This is a genomic window from Adhaeribacter rhizoryzae, assembly GCF_008629685.1.
Lineage (GTDB): Bacteria > Bacteroidota > Bacteroidia > Cytophagales > Hymenobacteraceae > Adhaeribacter > Adhaeribacter rhizoryzae.
In genome coordinates this window covers 126,044-145,555 of record NZ_VWSF01000002.1, presented here as the reverse complement: position 1 = coordinate 145,555, position 19,512 = coordinate 126,044, and the positions used below count along the sequence as shown (strand labels likewise).

Genomic DNA, 19,512 nt, shown 5'->3' with positions numbered 1-19,512 from the left:
GAAAATACATAAAATCAGCTTATACAATTAGTCCAAATTAAAACTTCTGCTTAGTTTAGGCAGTAGTAAGAGAACAAAAACAGCATAATGCAGCTAATAAAAGAGGTTTTACTAATTGACGACGACGAAATCAGTAATTTCCTTACTAGCTCTCTTTTAAAAAGAAGTGGCTTGGCTCAAAATATTTCTATTTGCCTGGACGGGAATGAAGCCATTCGTTTGTTACAGCAGCGATCCGGAGAAAAAAATATGTTTCCGGAGTTAATTCTGCTGGATATTAATATGCCCGATATGAACGGCTTCGAATTTTTAGAAGCATTCCGGGCTTTAAGAACTTCCGCGCAACAGCCGGTTATTGCCATCCTAACTACTTCGCAAAATTACCAGGATGTAGAGCGTCTGAAAAACTTTCCGGAAGTAGAAGTGTTCCTGAACAAACCTCTTTACGAAGAAGACCTGCAATTTCTGCTTTCGGAATATTTTACCAAGTAACCAATTTGTCAGGCGCTTTAATGCCCTCAATGCCAGTTCTAAGAATTGTGGCTTTAAAATAAAGCTTAAAATTTGTCAGAATATCTGAGCCACCAGCCGCTATTTTTCCGCAGAAACTATTATCTTCAAACGCAGAAAAAAGCGGGAGGAATTGCATGCGCGTTTTACATACGTCGGATTGGCATTTAGGTAAAAGGTTAGAACAATGTGAGCGAACCGATGAGCATCAGCATTTTTTAGATTGGCTGGTACAAACCATTCAGGAGCAACAAGTTGAACTTTTAATAATTGCGGGCGATATTTTTGATACGGGTTCTCCGTCTAATGCAGCTTTAAAACAATATTACGATTTTTTGTGGCACCTGCGGGGCTCCTGCTGCCGCGATATTGTAATTATTGGGGGTAACCACGACTCGGTTTCTACACTTAATGCGCCCCAAGCTTTGCTCCGCTATTTTAATGTGCACGTAATTGGTGGTGCTACGCCCAATATTCAGGAAGAAATAATACCTATTTCCGATGCCACTGGTATTACCCAACTGGTAGTGTGTGCCGTTCCTTTCCTGCGCGACAAAGATATTCGGTTATCGGTGCCCGGCGAAACCTACGAAGAACAGGAAGCCCGCCTGAAACGCGGCATTTGCGCCCACTACGAAGATCTGGTTACCCATATTCAGCCCTACAAAGAGCAAGGGGTGCCGGTTATTGCCATGGGACATTTATTTGCCGCCGGCAGCTCCGCCTCCGATAGCGAAAAGGAAATTCATGTGGGTAACCTGGGCCAGATTTGTGGCGACCAGTTTCCGGTGGAGTTTGATTACGTGGCTTTAGGTCATTTGCACCGGCCACAAAAAGTAAATGGTTTCCAGCACATTCGTTATTCCGGCTCGCCCATTCCGCTTAGCTTCAGCGAAGTAGAAGACAAAAAAACAATTATTATACTGGATTTTGCCGATGGCCAGCTTACCCGCCTCGAAGAAGTACAAGTGCCGGTTTGTCGTAAACTGGTGCGGTTCCGGGGCGATTTAGATAAAATTAAGCGCCACCTTACTACTTTCGATAACAGCGATTATACCTTACCGGCCTGGATAGAAATTCAGGTAGAAACCGAGAACTTTATTCATGACCTGGAGAACCAATTATCTGATTGTTTGGGTGGTAAAAACCATTTACAATTTTTCACCCGGCAAGTGCGCTTAACCCCGGCTCAGGCATTGGAAACCACTTTGCCGGAAATGCAGCAATTACACGAACTGCAACCCAAAGATGTATTCCGAAAAAAATGCGAAACTGCTTTCCCCACCGGCAACCAAAACGACTACAACGATCTGCTCAATACCTTCGATGAATTATTAGAATTAATGCACCAACAAGAGTAAATTTTTGCTTTGAAAATTGCGATTGCCGGCGCAGGTTTAACTAAGAATAACTTGAGCCAATAACAGGAACAAAGTGTTCAACTAACAATCGGGAATTTCCTCTTTAAATACATACCAAAAAAAGCTGGCGCACGAACAGGTATAATTTCACTTTCTACTAAATGAAAATATTAGGCATCCGGTTTCAGAATCTGAACTCCCTGAAGGGGGTACACGAAATTCGTTTCGACCAAAGCCCTTTTGCAGAATCGGGTTTGTTTGCCATAACCGGAGCTACCGGCGCTGGCAAAACCACTATTCTGGATGCCATTACTGTGGCCCTGTACGGCAAAGTACACCGCCACGACCGCGATGCTTTCGAAATAATGACCCGCCACACCTCAGAGTGCTACTCCGAAGTAGAATTTGAGGTAAAAAACAAAGCTTACCGGGCCAAATGGTGGTTGCGCCGTAGTCGCGGTAAAGTAGAAGGCAAGCTTCAGGATGTAAAAATGGAGCTGAGTGAAGTTCAAACAAATGAAATTCTGGAGTCGAAATTAACTGAAACTAAAAGCCGGATTATAGAAATAACGGGTTTAGATTACAGCCAGTTTTTACGGTCGGTGATGCTTTCGCAGGGTGATTTTACCCGCTTTTTAAAAGCCAGCGAAAGCGAGCGCAGCGAGTTACTCGAAAAAATTACCGACACTGGCATTTATTCCGAAATATCGGTCTGGGCATTTGAGAAAGCCAAAACTGAGAAAAAAGAACTCGAAAATTTGCGGGTAAAACTGAACGATGTAATTTTATTAACCACCGAAGAAGAAACCCATTACCAGGATCAGCTACGGGAACTCCACCAACAGGAAAAAGCGCTGCGCCAGATTAAATACACCATTGATACCCAGGTAAACTGGCTGCAAAATTTACAAAAACTAGCACTACAGAAGCAGGAAGTCACCAACCATCTGGCCGAACAACAAGCGCTGAGCATCAGTCAGCAACCACAGTTTCAGCGGTTACAACAGCACCAGCAGGCTTTGGTTTACAAGCCGGCGTTGGCCCAGCTAGAAACCACCCAGAACTATTATAAAAATATTGCCCAAACCCTCGCAAGCTTAAACCAGCAATTGCCAGCGCTGCAAACCGAAGCCCGGGAAGCAGCCAACCAGTTAAACCAAGCCGAAGAAAATGCTAAAGTCGCCGCTGGTAATCTGCAACAAGCGCAGCCAATTCTGGAAAAGGTAATCAGGCTGGATGCGAATATTAAACACCAGCGGGAAGCTTACGAGCACGCTTTAACTGCTCATAATAAGTTAAATACCGAAGTTAATACCGCAACCGAACAAACTGCTAAAAAGCAAACCGATCTGAATAAATTAAACGGGCAAATTCTGGACTTGCAGCACTGGTTAGGCGAACACGAAGGCGAGGCTTGCCTGGAACGCGAACTGGATAACTTCCGGCATTTTATTCAGGATTTAAAAGCTGTTTACCAGGATATTGGGAAAAAAGAACTGGAAAAAGCAAACCTGGAAAAACAAAACCAGACTGAGGAGAAAAACCTGGATGTTATTCAGGAAAATATTACCCGCTACCAACGTACCGTTACCGCAACCGAAACAGACCGCCAAAACCTACACGCGCAGTTAAAACAAATATTAGCCGGTAAAACCCTGGAGGAACTGGAAGCTACAGCCAGTAGTTTACCCACCCTGATTAGCCTGTGCGAGCAGCAAGCCCAACTGGCCGAGCAGTTTACCCAACTACAAACCCGTGAAGTTGAATTAACTAAACTAATAGCGCAAAATAGCCAGAACCTCGAAAATGCCCGCGCCGAACATTTGCTTTTCCAAAAACAGCAGGCAGAAGCGGAAGCTCATTTAAAAGATTTGCAAGCGCTGGTAGAACTGGAAATCCGGATTCAGAAATACGAAAAAGACCGGGAATTATTAAAATCCGGCGAAGCCTGCCCTTTGTGTGGCTCCGACCAGCACCCCTTTGTGCAGCACCAATACCAAACCCGGTTAACCGAAGCCGAAGAAAAACGCAATGCTTACCAGCAATATGTAACTGACTTTACGGCGCAGGTAAATCGCCAGGTTACGCAAATTACCACGCTCGAAACCCGGATGGCCGCTGATACAGAACAGGTTAAAAATTTAAAAACCGAGACAGCCAATATTTTACAGAAGTTTGAGCAGCATAACAACCAATTACCCAAACCTCTGGATATTAGCAATTTAATTTTAATCAGGAGGGTTTGCCAAAACAAGCAGCAGGAATACGAAAAATGCCGCCGTACTATTGGGCAAATTCGGGAGTTGGAAAACCAATTGAAAACACTGGAGCAGAAAATCGTACAAAACCGGGAAGCTGCGTTCCGGGCCGAAAACGAATTAGGCCAGGTAGCCGAAAAAATTAAAGGCACTCAAAGTTTAATCCGTCGTATAGCCGATGAACTCATTGACCTGCGCGAACAGGAAAAGCATTTTACCGCCGATGCCAGTTCTTTCCTCTCGGAGTTTAATTTAACCTTCGATTTTAACCAGCGCGAATATTTAGAAAAAGAATTAACCGCCAGGGCAGCGGCTTATAGCAAAAACAATAATTTGCTTCGCGATTTGCAACTTACCCAAAAGCAAACCGAAACCGACCTGCAAAAAACACTCGAAATATTAAGCGAGAAGAAAAACACCTTGGTTGCCCAACAAAAGGAACTGGAACACCAACTAACAACGCTGCAAAATTTAGAAACCGAACGCAAAGCTTTATTTGGTGATAAACAACCCACCGCTGAACGCGAAAGATTACAACAGGAAGCCAATCAGCAAACAGAATTGGTAAATACCTGGCGCGTAACTTTAAACCAGAAGCAAGAAGCCTTAAACCTGAACCAGAAACAGCAAGCCGAACGCCAACAGGAAGGAGAACGTTTGCAAGCCGAATTTGACCAGCTAACCCGGAATCTTACCGCCCAAATTCAAGCCAAAGGCATTAGTTCCGTAGAAGCGTTGGTAGAGTTGTTTTTATCGGAGGAAGAAGCCCAGCAGATTGCGACCCGCCAGCAGCAACTGGAAAACAGCCTGGCTTCGGCAACCCAATTATTACAGCACACCGAAATAAATTTACAGAAAGAAATTGCGCGGGCATTAACCACCGAAAACGAAGAAACCCTAACTACCCAAACACTACAAATAGAAAGTGAAATAAACCTGCATAACCGCGATATTGGCCGCTTAGAAGAGCTTTTGAAAAAAGACACCGAACTAAAAGCCCGCCACCAGGAGCTAGCCCGGCAAATAGAAGTGCAGCAAAAAGAATATTTGCGTTGGGATAAATTAGCCAATTTAATCGGCTCGGCCGATGGCAAAAAATTCAGCAAGTTTGCCCAGGGGCTTACGCTGGCTCGCCTGGTTATGCTGGCCAACCGGCATTTGCTTAAAATAAACCAGCGCTACAAAATATTAAAAAGCCCGGAACAAGACTTGGAGTTACAAATTATAGACACTTACCAGGCAGATGCCGTTCGGCCCATGACTACTTTATCGGGCGGCGAAAGTTTCCTGGTAAGTTTAGCGCTGGCACTGGGCTTATCTGATTTAGCGGGCCGGCAAGCCCAGATTGGCTCGCTGTTTATAGACGAAGGCTTTGGCACCTTGGATGCCGAAACACTAGATACCGCTATTTCTTCGCTCGAAAACCTGCAAGCCAGCGGCAAAATGATTGGTATTATATCGCACGTAGAAGCACTGAAAGAACGCATCAGCACCCAAATTCAGGTAATTAAAATGACGGGCGGCACCAGCAAACTCCAAATAGTAGGCCATGCTACCGATGCTTACAATTAAAAAGTAGTATTATTTACTGAGGTCGCTAAAATATTATTGTAAGCAATTCATTGTCTAAGTAATCCAACGCTGTCATTCAGGAGGAGCCTATTTGGCAGGTAACTAAATAGTTTCCTCCTGAATGACAGAACTGGATTACTTAAATCTCTTTATAAACATTAAAGTAACATCAGTTATTTATTCAGGATCATCTTCATTTGGTACAGGTCGAACCCTGGAGCCCAAAAATCTTTTTCGGTTTTTTCCAGTACAAACCCCATTTTCTGGTAAAACTGATAAACCAATTGGGTGGTTCTTACACAAACAATATTTATAGCCGGGTTATTTTGGAGCAGATTTATCCGGTGTTGCGTTAGCTCTTTGCCAATTCCTCTTCCCTGAAAATCAGGATGAATAATATCCCAGGATAAGCGGGATTCGTGGTTATGGGGAAAATAATTTATACCGCCTGAGCCAATAATTTGCCCGTTGTTTTCCACTACAAAGTAATCTTCCCGGTAATAATCCAGGTAATTAATAAAATCAGCTTCTTCTGGTGGTGCAAAATATTGTGGGGTATTCAGCCGGAGCAGGTTTAGGAGTTCGTTTTTGTCTTCTCCAGAATATTCCCGAATCATGTAGTAGTTTTGCAGAAGCGTAGGCAATAAATATTAAATTTATATCTTAATAAACAGTAAATATTACCTTACGGCTCGTGAATAATGAGCAGGGGGAGTTTGCTTTGGTAGGTAAGCTGCTCCGAAAAACTTTGGCTGAATAAATTGTGAAAGAATCCGCGCCTTTTCTTCAGAATCGTTAGCAAATCAGCATTTTTATCGGCCAGGTACTTTTTCATACCTTCTACTTCATCCGGGTGAACGACCTCGTGGAAGTCCAGTTCAAAATCTGGTAGTTCTTGTCTTAAACGCTCCCGGTACTGGTTGGCTTTAGAATTTTCAGGACTGGTTTCGGCGCTCACGTGTACAATCTCGACCCGGGCCCCAAATAATTGTGCAAATTGCAATACCTGTTGCAGCGCTACGGCGTCTTCCTTTTCGTAGTTAGAGGCATATACCAGATGCTGAAAAGGTGCCGGTTGTGCTTTTAACGGTATAGTAAGTACCGGACATTTTACCCGTTCTATAACCGCAGAGGTATTGCTGCCAATTAATATTTCTTCTAAAGAATTGCCGCCGCCCGTAGAACCAATCACTACCAAATCGTAGCCTTGGGTATCGGTGAGGCGTTTTACTTCATCGCCCAGCAACGATTCTTTAATCAGGTAATCGGTTTGAATATTATAGGACCGGTGTTTTTCGTTTAAATAATGGCTCAACGCGTGCAGTTTTTCCTGGGCATACCGCCGCTGTTCTCCCAAAACTTCGGTAGCCACCATAGCCGTTTCGGTGGTATCTAATATAGGCAGGTGCAGCACGTGTAAAAGGGTGATAGAGGCCCCGGTACGTCCGGCAATAATGGCGGCAAATTCAACGGCATTGGTAGCTGCTTTCGAGAAATCAGTAGGGCAAATTATTTTTTTCATAGCTAGGAGGCTTAGGCCCGGAAGGTAAATTTACACTTGGTTCTATTATTAAATATACGCATTGCTGTTAATTTATTGTTATATTTTAACCATCAGCTTTGCGCAAACAGGTTGCGGTTCAGGGTTTTAATCTTCTCCCAGGTCCAGTTTTTCGCCGGCAATATGTTTGTATAAGCTTTATTAAAATAAGCAACTACCTTGTTTTCGAAATCATGGGCGGCCAAGCCGGAAGCATAAATAGGGCGCTCCGTTGAGTTGGCATATCGCTCTACGCGGGTTAGTTGGTTACCAGCCAAGCGCAAAATAGGCCCGGTATCAGTAATATTTTCGGCTGTCCAGGTTAAGCCAGCAGCTGTTTCGGCATTATTCAGGTCGGTAACCAGCGGTGCAAGCAAAAGCCGGGGTAAGGTTGGCCGCGATTGAATATCAACCCAAGTAGTATATTTATATTCCAGTTCGTAACGATTGCCCTGGTACTGCGCCAGCACTATATCGAACCCAGCCGTTACGCTAAAAAGCGCATAATAATGTACCGGCTCCGGGGTTTGCACGCACACCAAACCAATAGCCGGATATTTTTTTATGACAGTAGCTGAGCTCTGCACTTGGGCATAATCTTGTAATACCTGGCGGTACTCGGGTCCCCAAACGGCTTGCTCGGTTTCTGGCTGTTGCAATACGCGGGCAAATTCCCGCAGAAAATAATGAAACTTGGGTAACGAGGCAATTACTTCATTTTCTTCGGTTTCGCCGGCACCAAATGGTGGGTAAAAAAGCTCTTTTTCTTTGGCGTTTATCCAGCAAACTAATTTTAAGGCGTGGTCGGCACCAGTTTTATTTAAATCAAGCTCCCGAAAATCGCCGATTAGAGCGGCCTGACGTAGAACAGATTCGTAGGTTAAAGCCATTTCGGGGTTAAGTAATGCCCAGACGCCCACAAAACCGTCAACATCAAAATGGTTAGTCGTTACAAATTCGTAATTCAGGTTCAGGTTAGCGGCTCGCAACGCATTTAAAACAATATCGGCGCTGGTATCGCCTTCCAGTTCGGGTGGTGTAGGGGCGCCGCGCCAATGCGATAATACCAAGCCGTTCGGATGCAGGCTATCCACAATAATGGCTTTTTGGTGTTTTACCTGGTTAAAAGGTATAAAAGTACGCTGCATGTTGTTTAGGGGCTGATGAACTGCGGCAAGTTAGAAGTTTTAAGCCAACCTTTAAAATATTGCGGCGGTTACTAAATTAAACACAAGGACCAAAATAAGAAGGCATAAAATAATAGGTAAATTTTTATCACCCCTTCCCCTCCTAAAACAAGAGAGCAACTTCCAGCATCTTTTCTTATTTATAATTTAATTTGTTAAGCGACTTAAGTGGCTGATTATTTTAATATTTGCTGTAGTTATTACCCCATGTTATTCAGCAATATCAGTAACAAAACCTGGGTTAAAGTTAATGACGTTTGCCGCGACGGTTTTTCAGGACATCTACATTTTTGTTTCGTATCCAGCGCAAGTATTTTTGCAGGGGCTCGGCTTGCTGCAGCGCACTAATGCTCCGGAAATTGCGGGCGAGTTCCTGGTTGGTAAAATTAAGATGAATGGTGCTGTGGCAGGGTTGGCATAAATCTACGGTTTCGGAATGTTTACCGCCCTCCTGCTTGGGTAGCAAATGATGCTTGGTCACAAAACTTACCTCGCGGTTACACAACCCGCAAATAGCCGCATCTTTCTTTTTCTTGCCCATATTTGCTATAACCGCAATAAAATATTCCTGGTTTCTCTTTAAAACAAACGCGTAATCGCTGCCAGCGACTTTGCCGTATACCGGCTTATTTATACGTAACTTTGCGCTGAGTAATTAAAATTGTAAAAACGCTTTAAGCAAAAAATATATGTCTTCTGTTAATGATAGCTTGCCTTTACAACCCAATGGTGAGAATTCTATTGTGCCCAAAAAAGTAATCCGGGAAGGTTGGCTGTTGTTTATTCTGGCGGCTATCCAGTTTACCCACATCATGGATTTTGTAATTATGATGCCCTTAGGGCCGCAACTCATGCGGGTTTTTACTATTTCACCCAAAGAATTCGGTTTTTTGGTTTCGGCTTACACCTTTAGTGCGGCGCTTTCGGGTTTTATCAGCACTTTGTTTATCGATAAGTTCGACCGTAAAAATGCTTTGCTGGCCTTATATATTGGCTTTATTTTAGGTACTTTTTGCTGCGCTATTGCGCCCAATTATAGCTTATTACTCCTGGCGCGTATTTTGGCAGGTGCTTTTGGCGGGGTCATTGGGGCTTTGGTTTTTGCCATTATCGGCGATGCTATTCCGGAAAAACGCCGGGGTGCGGCTACGGGCAAAGTAATGGCAGCGTTTTCGGTAGCTTCTATTGCTGGCATTCCGGTAGGTTTATATCTGGCCAGCCGGCTTAACTGGCACGCGCCTTTCTTTTTACTTACCGGCCTGAGTTTCCTGGTGCTGCTTATAGCTTTTCTGGTACTACCTCCTATGAGAGGCCATTTAACCAGTGCTATTAAAAGTAATCCGCTGGCTGTTGTAGGCGAAATATTACGGAATAAAAACCTGCTTTGGGCCTTATTGCTGATGGTAATGCTAACGCTGGCCGGCTTTACGGTGGTGCCTTTTATTAGTCCTTACTTAGTATCGAACGTGGGCTTTGCCGAAAATGAACTGGCTTACATGTATATGTTTGGCGGGCTGGCTTCGGTAGTTACCTCGCAGATCGCCGGCCGCCTGGCCGATAAATTTGGGAAGCAACGTGTTTTTATGTACACTGCTATTTTTTCAATTATTCCCATATTATTATTAACCAATTTAAAGCCGGCGCCTCATTTTCTGGTTTTAATAATTACCACTACCTTTTTTATTGGGTTTGGTGCCCGCTTTGTGCCGGCAGTAGCGCTTACAACGTCTAGCGTGGCGCCTAAACTAAGGGGCAGTTTTATGAGTTTTAATTCTTCTATTCAGCAGTTATCTTCGGGGGCTTCGGCTTTTTTATCCGGATTAATTATTCAGAAAACGGCAGCGGGTACCTTGGTGCATTTTAATACTATTGGCATTATTGCTTCGGTAGCTACGCTGTTGTGTATTTTTATTATTAGGCAGTTGAAGGTAGTGAGCTGATGAAATATTGGGGTTTTAAATAATTTTTTGTATTGCGGTTATAAGTTTCTTTTTTGAAAGATTTCATCTTTCAAGGCGGAGGTGCTAACTGTTAGTTACTGTTTAAGTTTGCTCCCGGCCGCGAGGCCCCGTTTGGTCATTCGGGCTGCTCATCTTTCCTTTGCTCGTACCTCGCAATGCTGCGCACCGGAAATCTGAAAGGCCCTCATCGCCCAAACTGATGTAGTTTGCTTCGTAGCTGCTGGCTTTCTGTTGTCAAATAATTTATTGGCGGAAGTATTAAGCGGAGCATCGCCTGTATCCGAACTTTAAGTAAAACCTTCGACTTGACTCAGGCCAGCGGCGAAGAAGCAATTTGATAAAGTTTGCTGATCCAAAATATATGCTGTTATAGCCCTATAAAAAAGAAAGAGCGGCTACTTGGGCAACCGCTCTTTCTTTTTTTTTAGAAGATTAATCTGCAACAAGTTAATTTATTCTTTAGGAGTTTGCTTCAAAGATTGAAACCAGGGGATAACCGACATGAGCATAGGTTCGATGCTGCTGCCGTGGGTACCGCCTTGGATGGGAATAAATTCCAAATTCTTGGCGCCGGCAGCAATAAACGTGTCGTAAGCGTTTTTGGAATTCTGGTAAAATACTACCGCATCGGCCGTGCCCTGGTATATTTTGGTTGGGCTTTGCGGCACCCAATTAGTTACAATGCTATTATCAACCAGCGCTTTTTTAAAGATTAACTCGCCGTCTTCCTTTTTCAGGTTAGCGAAAAATTCCGCATTAAATAACTTTTCGGGCTCTTTGGGTAAAGCACGGTTAATGGCACCGGCACTAGCTACACCATTAAATAACTTAGGCATTTCCGTAGCATAAGGTTCTTTAAATAATTCGGTTAAAGGCCTATTCCAGGCATTAGCTGAGTTAAAAGCTTGCAAAATAAACGCCAGGTAAGAAGGATTCGGATAAGGCTTACCCGATTTTACCTCGGCCAGCATATCTACCAAATCGTAACCACCCGCCCCAGAAGCCGAAGCCGTAACGGTTAAATTATGTTTCGGATTGGTTTCAATCTCTTTCTGAGCTGCCAGTGTTACGTAGCCACCTTCGGAATAACCCACCAAAAATAGCTGCTCGTTTAGCTGCAATTGGTTCTTTTTGGCGTATGATTGTGCTGCTTTAATCAGGTCTATTACCGCTGAAGCGGAATATTGCTGGTTATAGTACGGGTGGAAAATATCTTTGCTCGCGCCATAACCAATATAATCCGGAATAACCGTTAAGTAGCCCGCCGAAGCAAATAATTCAAAACCCGAGAAAGTAGCCGGAAAGTTAGTTGGTGCAGCCTGCTGCTCGAAAGTAGTACCATGTTGCCCCGACAAAATAGGCATAGCGCCGGTTACATTTTTAGGCACACACATTAAACCGGAAGCTTGTATGTCTTTGCCCTGGTAAGTAGTCAGGTAGGTTACCTGGTATACCTGAACATCGTTTTTAATATTATTTTTAATACCGGGAAAACCCCGGTTGTCGGCCATGGCCTGCAAAATAGCCTGGGGCAATTCGGTTACGAGTTTGGCCGATACCAGATAGTCTTTTTCCGGCGTTGGCGCAACGGCTTTGGCTTCTTCGTGCTGGCAGCCGGTACTTATAAAAAGCCACAACAACAGCAACCACGATGCTAATATATTTTTCTTCACGATAGTCGGTTTCTAAAATTCAATTTAATCTTATAAGGTAAAACCGAATACCGGATTATAAGTTCCCGTGAAAATCCAACAACCTAATCTTTTTAAAATATAGCAAACAGCTTAGAAAAAAGCGCTTTAAAGCAATATTAATTACCAGCAGCTAACGTTGATTGTGCACCAAATTTACCCGCTTCTACTTTGGCTTTACCTTTGGGTAATATGGTTAGCTTAAAAATATTATCGTAATCCCGATCAGTAATTTCTTTGATTGGTTTTTTAGCGCCAAAAGCTTCTATAATGGGCAGTAGCGTGTTAGAATGGCCCACCACCACTACCGTTTTACCTTTGTGTTCCGACAATATTTTATCGCGGAGCAAGGTATAATCATGCGATTCGTAAAACTGAAGCGGACGGCCTTGGGCCAGTGGCGCTAAGGTTTGCTGGTTGCGCTTGTAAGGCGTTGAAAAAAATGCATCTACCGGCACATCTTCTAAATAGGCTTTTAGGGCCTGGGCACGTTTTTGCCCAACTTCCGTTAAGTCCGGGTCCTGTTCGCTGGGGTTGCGGGTCTCTTTTTCGGCGTGCCTTACCAGGTAAATTGTAGTACTACCAGCTTGATTATAAATCAGTTGGTTCCTATTTTTCTCTTTACCAAACTGGCGGGCATCCAGATTAATGTACCCCGCTACTACTAAAATAAAAAGGAGCAAATAACGACCCATAAAACTTAACTTATAGATTTGGGATATAATATAATAATTATACCGTTTAAATCACAAGCTTTATTCTTTAATTTTTTTATATAAGGTTAGTTACTTAAAGCAATAATTCAAAAAACAGTCTTCTTTCTGCCGCAGGCGCATAAGTTAAGTCACTAGCTTCGGAAACCATCTGCCTTAAAAACAGCTAGTTGAATAATTTCTTACCGGAAAGGTTTCAACATTATACCCAGTAGTATGGGTACCTTAAAAATATCACCAAGTAAGTTTCACAGCTTATTGCTAACCCGAACCAGGTACAGCTTTCTTTCTATTTAATTAGTGCCCAAAATATTCTTACGGCTGTTCTCCAAAAACGCCATTGTGTTTACAGCCCGAACCAGACTTTATAAAATTCTGGCTGTTTTACCTGAACGAAGAACCAGGCCAAAATATTCCGGATTTAGCTATTACCAACAAACAATAATTGCTGGAGGCACAACATTATCCTTTCTTAAAAAAGCTCAATATTACTGCTATAAACGCAGATGCCGGCAGCTAGAATTAGCCGACCATAATCAGGATATTATTATATCTAACAATTTTTCGGGGATTATTTAAAAGCATAAACCTTACGGTACCAGAAGAAGTAAATACAATTGGTTTAAAGCAGGTGCGAGAAAGATTAAATTGCTTCCGCCGAAAATATTCCGGAACAGTAATTTTTAATCCTGCATAGCCACGTAGTAGATAGTTTGTAAAAAAGTAAGAGAATATGCCAAAAAAATCATTTTCAGAATTAATCAACAGTCCGGGCATGCCTGTATTAGTAGATTTTTACGCTGATTGGTGCGGTCCGTGCAAAACCATGAGCCCGATTATACAACAAGTGGCCAGCGAAAATGCCGGCAAAATAAAAGTGATTAAAGTGGATGTAGATAAAAACCAGGCAGTAGCGCAGCAGTTTCGGGTGCAGGGCATTCCTACACTCATGCTATTCCAGGGTGGTAAAGTGCTTTGGCGGCAATCAGGAGTAGTGCCGGCGCACCAACTTAACCAGGTTTTGCGGCAATATACCAGCAACGGCGCTACTTCTTAAAGCTTTATTATTAAAATACCAGGGTAAAAACGGTTTGGCTGGGGGCAGTACTGCTTACCCGCAAGCTACCTTTGTGCAGACGCATAATTTGCCGCGATAAACTTAACCCAATGCCGGAACCGTGGCGCTTGGTGGTATAAAAAGGCACAAAAATCTGATCCAATATTTCTTCCGGTATGCCTTTGCCGTTGTCTTTAACATCTACTTTAACCCGGTTGTTTTCCTGCGGATCGGTGTAGGCTTTTATTTCTACCTGCGGAGCGGGGCACTCCTGACAAGCTTCCAGCGCATTTTTTACCAGGTTAATAATTACCTGTTCCAGCATATCGCCATCGGCCTGCAGTAACAGCGGGGCATCCGGTAACTGCAATTGCAAAATTACCCCGTTCTCTCTAAAATTGCGCTGTACCAACTGCTGAATACCTTTTAATAATTCGTTTAGGTTTAAAGGCTGTAAGCGCGGATTGGGAATGCGGGTAAGTTTGCGGTATTTTTCAACGAAGTGCAGCAAGCCAGCGCTGCGTTTTTCAATGGTTTCCAAACCAGTTCGGATGTCCTGCACGATTTCTTCATCGGGTTCTTCGTTGTTTTCCCGGTTTATTAGTTCGGCTTCTACCAGCGTGCCCAAACTGTTAGTAAGTGAAATAACCGGCGTAATAGAATTCATAATTTCGTGCGATAATACTCGTATTAGCTTTTGCCAGGCATCGAGTTCTTTTTCTTCCATTTCGGAACGAATATTTTGCAGCGAAATAATCTTGAGCGCTTGCCCTTGCAGCCGGAAAGTACTGGCTTTTACCGTCAGCAATAATTGTTCGTCCGAGCGGTTTAACACTACCAGTTTGCTTTCTTCATTTTCCAGCGTTTCCATGGCTTCGGTCAGTTCGGGGCTAACCCGCTGTAAACCATGAATGCGGGTAAGGTGCGGCACTTGCAGCAAATCTTTAGCTGCCTGGTTCATCAGGTTTACTTCGCCGGCTTCGTTAAAGGTAATAATGCCAATGCGCATGTGCGCCACCAAATTTTGCAAGTACAAGTGGTTGGCTTCTTTATCGGCTTTAATGCGCTGAAAAGCTGCAATGGTATTATTTAGTTCCTGGTACAAATCAGCAAAAGAACCGGTTCTGGTTTCGTTCGGAAAGCGCTGGGTAAAATCTTCGTACCGGATAGCCGAGAAGAACCGGACCAGTTCACGGTTAGTCTTTTCGAGATAATGAAATAAATCGAACAGCAAAGCCAGCAAAACCAGGAAAAGGCAAAAGGCAGTTATATACCAGTGCCGGTACAACAGCACGTACCAAAAGCCGCCGGTTATCGCCAGTAGCAGCATAAACCGCAACAAAACCCGGAGCCGAAATTTATTATAAGCCATATTTTTCGATGCGGCGGTACAAAGCAGTGCGGGTAATGCCCAGTTCGCGGGCCGCGTGGGTAATATTGCCGGCGTGCTTGCTCAATATTTTCTGCACCATCATGCGCTCCAGCATTTCTAAGGTATAATCTTCCATTAAGGCCGGCTGAGCCGGTGTTGGTTGCATAAAATTAAAATCGGCGGGAAGCAGCGTACTTTGGTCGCTTAGAATTACGGCGCGCTCTATGGCATGGTCCAGTTCCCGAATATTGCCGGGCCAGTGGTATTCGGCTAGTTTTTTAAGCGTGGCCTTATCTAAACCCAGGTTGCCTTTCTGGTATTTGCGGCTGTAAAGGTTTAGAAAATGCTCGGCTAACAGTGGAATATCTTCTTTGCGCTCGCGTAAGGGTGGCAAATGCAGCTCAACGGTATTAATGCGGTATAATAAATCTTGCCGAAACCGCCCTTGGGGTACCATTTCGTACAGCGGCATATTGGTAGCGCAAACCAACCTAATATCAATATTTTTAGGTTTGTTCGTACCCAGTCGGGTAATTTGCCGGCTTTGCAGCGCCGTTAATAATTTCGATTGCAAGGCTAGACTCAGGTTACCAATCTCATCCAGAAACAAGGTGCCGCCCGAGGCTACTTCAAAACGACCGGCGCGGTCGTCTTTGGCATCGGTAAAAGCACCTTTGGCGTGGCCAAATAATTCACTTTCGAACAAAGTTTCACTTACGGCTCCTAAATCTACACTCACAAAGGCTTCATCGGCTCTTCTGGATTTACGGTGCAAGGCGCGGGCCGCCAGTTCTTTACCCGTGCCGTTCTCCCCTAATATTAATACGTTGGCATCAGTCGAGCCTACTTTTTCAATGGTTTGGTAAACCTTTTGCATGGGCGCCGATACGCCAATAAAATCGCTGTAATGGGCATTCAGGGCTTGGTTTAAGTGTCGTTGCTTATCTACCAAGGTTTTTACTTCCTGCGTAGATTTGCGCAGGCGGCAGGCGGCCGTGAGGGTAGCTAATAATTTTTCGTTTTGCCAGGGCTTTAGCACAAAATCGGTGGCACCTTCTTTTAATGCCCGCACCGCCAGTTCCACATCGCCGTAAGCCGTAATCAAAATCACCACTGCGGCCGGGTCAATTTCCAGAATCCGCGAAAGCCAGGTAAAGCCTTCTTTGGAATTTGTAGCGCCGGCGGTGTAATTCATGTCCAGCATAATTACATCGTAGTTGTCGTTTTGCAGGTGATACGGAATTTTATTCGGGTTGGGCTCGGTGCGGACAAACGTAAAATGCTGTTTCAGAAAGATGCGGCCCGCCGTCAGAATATCTTCTTCGTCGTCGACAATCAGGATGCGGCAATCAAGTTTATTATTCATTTATTTCGGACGGAATAGGAAAAGCAGCCTTAAATTTTTTCCGGTTCTTAAATATTTATACCAATATTAAGCGATAGTAACAGGTTTCACAAGGGCTAGTTGGCTGCGTTGTTACAAGCCTTATGCCAAGCCTCTTTAAAGGCAATATTTTAGCTTTGCAGTCAATTTTGGGTTAATATTATTAAAACCGCGCCCGATAAGTGTACTTTATCAGACAGCAAATGTACGGAACCGAACAGTTAATAATTGTTAAACCGGGCAAAACGGTTCATTTTACAACGCAAACCCGCTTAACCTAAATATGGCATTCTTCTTGGTTTTGCCTGCGCGCCGCTTTTCGCCAATGCTAATTCTATGTACTACCCAAAGAAACTATGCTGAAAAACTACTTTAAAATTGCCTGGCGTAACCTGCGCCGGAATAAAATTTATTCTTCTATTAATATTCTGGGGCTGGCAACGGGTATTTCGGCCTGTATTCTTATATTTTTATACGTGCAGCACGAGCTCACCTACGAGCGCTATTTTACCAACGCCGACCGGATTGTGCGCGTGGTAAGCAGCATCCGGATGCAGGGGCAGCACGATAAATTTGCTTACACGCCTTTTAAACTGGCCCAAACCATTGGCGATAATTACCCCGAAGCCGAAGTAGTTACCAAAATATTGCCTGTGAGCAAGCAAACCCTCTGGATTAACGAGAAAGCTTTTAACCAGGAAAACCTGGCCTTTGCCGATAGCAATTTTTTTAAAGTTTTTAATTATACTTTTTTACACGGCAACCCCGAAACGGCGCTGAAAGCCCCGAAAACCATGGTACTCACGGAAGCGCTGGCCATTAAATTTTTCGGCAGCGCCGAAGCCGCGATGGGGCAAATATTACAGTTCAGCAAAAACGCGCACCAGGTTATCGGCGTAGTAGCCAATCCGCAGCACTCGCATTTGCAAGCCGAAGGTTTTTTATCGGCGATTACGCTGGGCAAAGGCTCTGCCGAAATAAACGGTGTTACTTCTATTTCTAACTGGCTGGCGCTTAACTGGTATACTTACGTGTTGCTGAAAGATAAAAACCAAATTAATGCCCTCCAGCAGCAATTATTCCGGTTAAGTAAAAATATTATTAACCCCTGGATTAAAGAAAACGAACTAACCGCCAGCGAAACTTTTTATTTGCAACCTATCCGGGATATTCACCTGAACCCCGAATGGAAAGACCAGGTAGCAGCTTACGGACAAGAGGCTTACGTGTATATTTTCAGCTTTGTGGCGGTCTTTTTACTGCTGATTGCCTGCATTAACTACATGAACCTGGCTACAGCCCGCTCGGCCAAACGGGCCCGCGAAGTAGGTTTACGCAAAGTAGTAGGCGCTTACCGCTCGCAAATTATCCGGCAGTTTATTGGCGAATCTATTCTGATTACCTTGTTTGCGGTGCTGCTGGCTCTGGCGCTGGTAGAAATATTGCTGCCGCACTTTAACGCCCTTACAAACAAAAATTTTTCTTACACTTATTTTACCGAAGGCTCTTTTGGCTTGGTGCTGCTGGCGATTGTGTTGTTTGTGGGGCTGGTAGCGGGCAGTTATCCGGCCTTTTTCCTGTCGTCGTTTAAACCCGTAGAAGTACTCAAATCCGATAAAAGTCCGCAGGGCAGCAATGCGTTGTTCCGGAAGTTTCTGGTGGTTACGCAGTTTACCATTTCCCTGATTTTAATTATTGGTACACTGGTGGTTTACAGCCAAATGCAATACATCAAAAATTCTAATCTGGGTTTCCGGAAAGAGCAGGTGCTGGTAATTGATATTCCGGTCGGCGATACTACGTTAATTAGGCAGTTGCCCCAGGTAAAACAAGAAATGCTAAGTAACCCGGCGGTGCAAAAAGTAGCCGTTATTTCTACCATTCCGGGCGGGCCAATTAGCGACCTGATAACTTTAATTGAGAAAGACGGCAAGCAGGAAGAACGAACTTCTTTTGTACTGCCCGGCGACTACGATTTTCTGGAGTTGCTGAACATAAAAATATTGGAAGGCCGTAACTTTTCGCGCGAAATGGCAACCGATTTAAAAGGCGGGGTTTTGGTGAACCAGGCCATGGTCCGGAAGATGGGCTGGCAAGATAGCCCAATCGGCAAAAAAATTCTTTTCGCCGATTGGGATGCCAAGGTAATTGGCGTTGTAAACGATTTTAATTTTACTTCGCTCCACACCACCATCGAGCCCTTAATTATTGCCTTAGCCCCTACCTCGCCGGGTTATTTACTGGTGCAGGTAAATACAACTAACTTGCCGGCTACTTTAAACTTTGTGCAGGAAAAATGGAAATATTTCGACCCGAAACACCCGATAGAATATTTTTTCCTGGACGAGTATTTTAACCAGCAATACCACACCGAAGAAAAAATGCTGCTGATTTTCGGGTACTTTGCGGCGCTTACTATTATTATTGCCTGCCTGGGTTTATTTGGGCTTACTTCTTTTACCGCCGAGCAGCGCACCCGCGAAATTGGCATCCGGAAAGTACTGGGCAGTTCGGTTACCGATATTATTATGCTGCTTTCCAAAGACTTTGCCTGGCTCGTAATTATTGCCATTGGGTTAGCTACGCCCATTGCCTGGTACGGCATGCACCGCTGGCTCCAGGATTTTGCTTACCGTACGCCGCTTAGTTTCTGGACCTTTTTACTGGCGGGCTTTTTTGCCATGCTTATTGCCATGCTCACGGTAAGTATTCAGGCTGCTAAAGCGGCTACGGCCAACCCCATTAAAGCTTTACGCTCGGAATAATTGCGGCAACCTTTAATTCTCTGCTTAATGTTAATATAAAGCTATTGCGTGCGATATATTAGGGCATTAGGCGGGGCAAATAATATTTAAAGCTTTGGCCTGATTTATGTCTTTTCAGGCTTATTCAAATATATTATCAAT

At 44.0% G+C, this 19,512-nt stretch carries 14 protein-coding genes; 6 read left to right on the top strand and 8 right to left on the bottom strand.

Annotated elements, in window-relative coordinates; all coding sequences use genetic code 11:
* The first annotated feature begins 87 nt into the window (after positions 1–87).
* The 3 genes from F0145_RS03745 (at position 88) to F0145_RS03735 (ending at position 5,701) form a co-directional block, all read left to right on the top strand.
* A complete protein-coding gene (locus F0145_RS03745; protein WP_150086967.1) occupies positions 88–492 on the top strand; it encodes a response regulator in 405 nt (134 codons plus the stop codon).
* A 155-nt stretch (positions 493–647) separates the two neighbouring features.
* Complete coding sequence (locus F0145_RS03740) at positions 648–1,871, top strand: exonuclease SbcCD subunit D C-terminal domain-containing protein (RefSeq protein WP_150086966.1); 1,224 nt, start codon at positions 648–650, stop codon at positions 1,869–1,871.
* A 161-nt stretch (positions 1,872–2,032) separates the two neighbouring features.
* On the top strand, positions 2,033–5,701 hold the full coding sequence (locus tag F0145_RS03735) for an AAA family ATPase (protein ID WP_150086965.1): 3,669 nt from the start codon (positions 2,033–2,035) through the stop codon (positions 5,699–5,701).
* 173 nt (positions 5,702–5,874) lie between these two features.
* Here the strand turns inward: F0145_RS03735 and F0145_RS03730 are convergent, their stop codons facing one another.
* The 4 genes from F0145_RS03730 to F0145_RS03715 form a co-directional block, all read right to left on the bottom strand.
* Complete coding sequence (locus F0145_RS03730) at positions 5,875–6,345, bottom strand: GNAT family N-acetyltransferase (protein WP_223815800.1); 471 nt, start codon at positions 6,343–6,345, stop codon at positions 5,875–5,877.
* Between the two features lie 41 nt (positions 6,346–6,386).
* Entirely contained in the window at positions 6,387–7,223 is an 837-nt protein-coding gene (locus F0145_RS03725; RefSeq protein ID WP_150086964.1) for a universal stress protein, read from the bottom strand.
* Positions 7,224–7,315: 92 nt separating this feature from the next.
* Positions 7,316–8,389 (bottom strand): DUF6687 family protein, encoded by a 1,074-nt coding sequence (locus F0145_RS03720; RefSeq protein WP_150086963.1) that lies wholly within the window; start codon positions 8,387–8,389, stop codon positions 7,316–7,318.
* 286 nt (positions 8,390–8,675) lie between these two features.
* Positions 8,676–8,969 carry an HNH endonuclease gene (locus F0145_RS03715; RefSeq protein WP_150086962.1) on the bottom strand — a complete coding sequence of 98 codons (294 nt, stop codon included), beginning with the start codon at positions 8,967–8,969 and terminating at the stop codon, positions 8,676–8,678.
* Positions 8,970–9,117: 148 nt separating this feature from the next.
* Here F0145_RS03715 and F0145_RS03710 point away from each other — a divergent pair, with 148 nt between their 5' ends.
* A complete protein-coding gene (locus F0145_RS03710) occupies positions 9,118–10,368 on the top strand; it encodes an MFS transporter (protein WP_150086961.1) in 1,251 nt (416 codons plus the stop codon).
* Between the two features lie 473 nt (positions 10,369–10,841).
* Here F0145_RS03710 and F0145_RS03705 read toward each other — a convergent pair whose 3' ends face one another.
* Both F0145_RS03705 and F0145_RS03700 read right to left on the bottom strand, forming a co-directional pair.
* Positions 10,842–12,062, bottom strand: a complete 1,221-nt coding sequence (locus F0145_RS03705; protein WP_150086960.1) for a lipase family protein — start codon at positions 12,060–12,062, stop codon at positions 10,842–10,844.
* A gap of 137 nt (positions 12,063–12,199) precedes the next feature.
* Entirely contained in the window at positions 12,200–12,775 is a 576-nt protein-coding gene (locus F0145_RS03700; protein ID WP_150086959.1) for a phosphoglycerate mutase family protein, read from the bottom strand.
* A 751-nt stretch (positions 12,776–13,526) separates the two neighbouring features.
* Here F0145_RS03700 and trxA point away from each other — a divergent pair.
* On the top strand, positions 13,527–13,850 hold the full coding sequence (gene trxA / locus F0145_RS03695) for a thioredoxin (RefSeq protein ID WP_150086958.1): 324 nt from the start codon (positions 13,527–13,529) through the stop codon (positions 13,848–13,850).
* 10 nt (positions 13,851–13,860) lie between these two features.
* Here the strand turns inward: trxA and F0145_RS03690 are convergent, their stop codons facing one another.
* Both F0145_RS03690 and F0145_RS03685 read right to left on the bottom strand, forming a co-directional pair.
* Positions 13,861–15,222 (bottom strand): sensor histidine kinase, encoded by a 1,362-nt coding sequence (locus F0145_RS03690; RefSeq protein WP_150086957.1) that lies wholly within the window; start codon positions 15,220–15,222, stop codon positions 13,861–13,863.
* Entirely contained in the window at positions 15,212–16,588 is a 1,377-nt protein-coding gene (locus F0145_RS03685; RefSeq protein WP_150086956.1) for a sigma-54-dependent transcriptional regulator, read from the bottom strand. The genes F0145_RS03690 and F0145_RS03685 overlap by 11 nt, the downstream gene beginning before the upstream one ends.
* 374 nt (positions 16,589–16,962) lie before the next feature.
* Here F0145_RS03685 and F0145_RS03680 point away from each other — a divergent pair, with 374 nt between their 5' ends.
* Positions 16,963–19,371: an ABC transporter permease gene (locus tag F0145_RS03680; RefSeq protein ID WP_150086955.1), complete on the top strand. Its 2,409-nt coding sequence runs from the start codon at positions 16,963–16,965 to the stop codon at positions 19,369–19,371.
* Positions 19,372–19,512: the final 141 nt, after the last annotated feature.

What these genes read in the sequence shown, in the direction of transcription:
- F0145_RS03745 (WP_150086967.1), top strand. Translation starts at nt 88, where the DNA reads ATGCAGCTAATAAAAGAGGTTTTACTAATTGACGACGACGAAATCAGT.
- F0145_RS03740 (WP_150086966.1), top strand. Translation starts at nt 648, where the DNA reads ATGCGCGTTTTACATACGTCGGATTGGCATTTAGGTAAAAGGTTAGAA.
- F0145_RS03735 (WP_150086965.1), top strand. Translation starts at nt 2,033, where the DNA reads ATGAAAATATTAGGCATCCGGTTTCAGAATCTGAACTCCCTGAAGGGG.
- F0145_RS03725 (WP_150086964.1), bottom strand. Translation starts at nt 7,223, where the DNA reads ATGAAAAAAATAATTTGCCCTACTGATTTCTCGAAAGCAGCTACCAAT.
- F0145_RS03720 (WP_150086963.1), bottom strand. Translation starts at nt 8,389, where the DNA reads ATGCAGCGTACTTTTATACCTTTTAACCAGGTAAAACACCAAAAAGCC.
- F0145_RS03715 (WP_150086962.1), bottom strand. Translation starts at nt 8,969, where the DNA reads ATGGGCAAGAAAAAGAAAGATGCGGCTATTTGCGGGTTGTGTAACCGC.
- F0145_RS03710 (WP_150086961.1), top strand. Translation starts at nt 9,118, where the DNA reads ATGTCTTCTGTTAATGATAGCTTGCCTTTACAACCCAATGGTGAGAAT.
- F0145_RS03700 (WP_150086959.1), bottom strand. Translation starts at nt 12,775, where the DNA reads ATGGGTCGTTATTTGCTCCTTTTTATTTTAGTAGTAGCGGGGTACATT.
- trxA (WP_150086958.1), top strand. Translation starts at nt 13,527, where the DNA reads ATGCCAAAAAAATCATTTTCAGAATTAATCAACAGTCCGGGCATGCCT.
- F0145_RS03690 (WP_150086957.1), bottom strand. Translation starts at nt 15,222, where the DNA reads ATGGCTTATAATAAATTTCGGCTCCGGGTTTTGTTGCGGTTTATGCTG.
- F0145_RS03685 (WP_150086956.1), bottom strand. Translation starts at nt 16,588, where the DNA reads ATGAATAATAAACTTGATTGCCGCATCCTGATTGTCGACGACGAAGAA.
- F0145_RS03680 (WP_150086955.1), top strand. Translation starts at nt 16,963, where the DNA reads ATGCTGAAAAACTACTTTAAAATTGCCTGGCGTAACCTGCGCCGGAAT.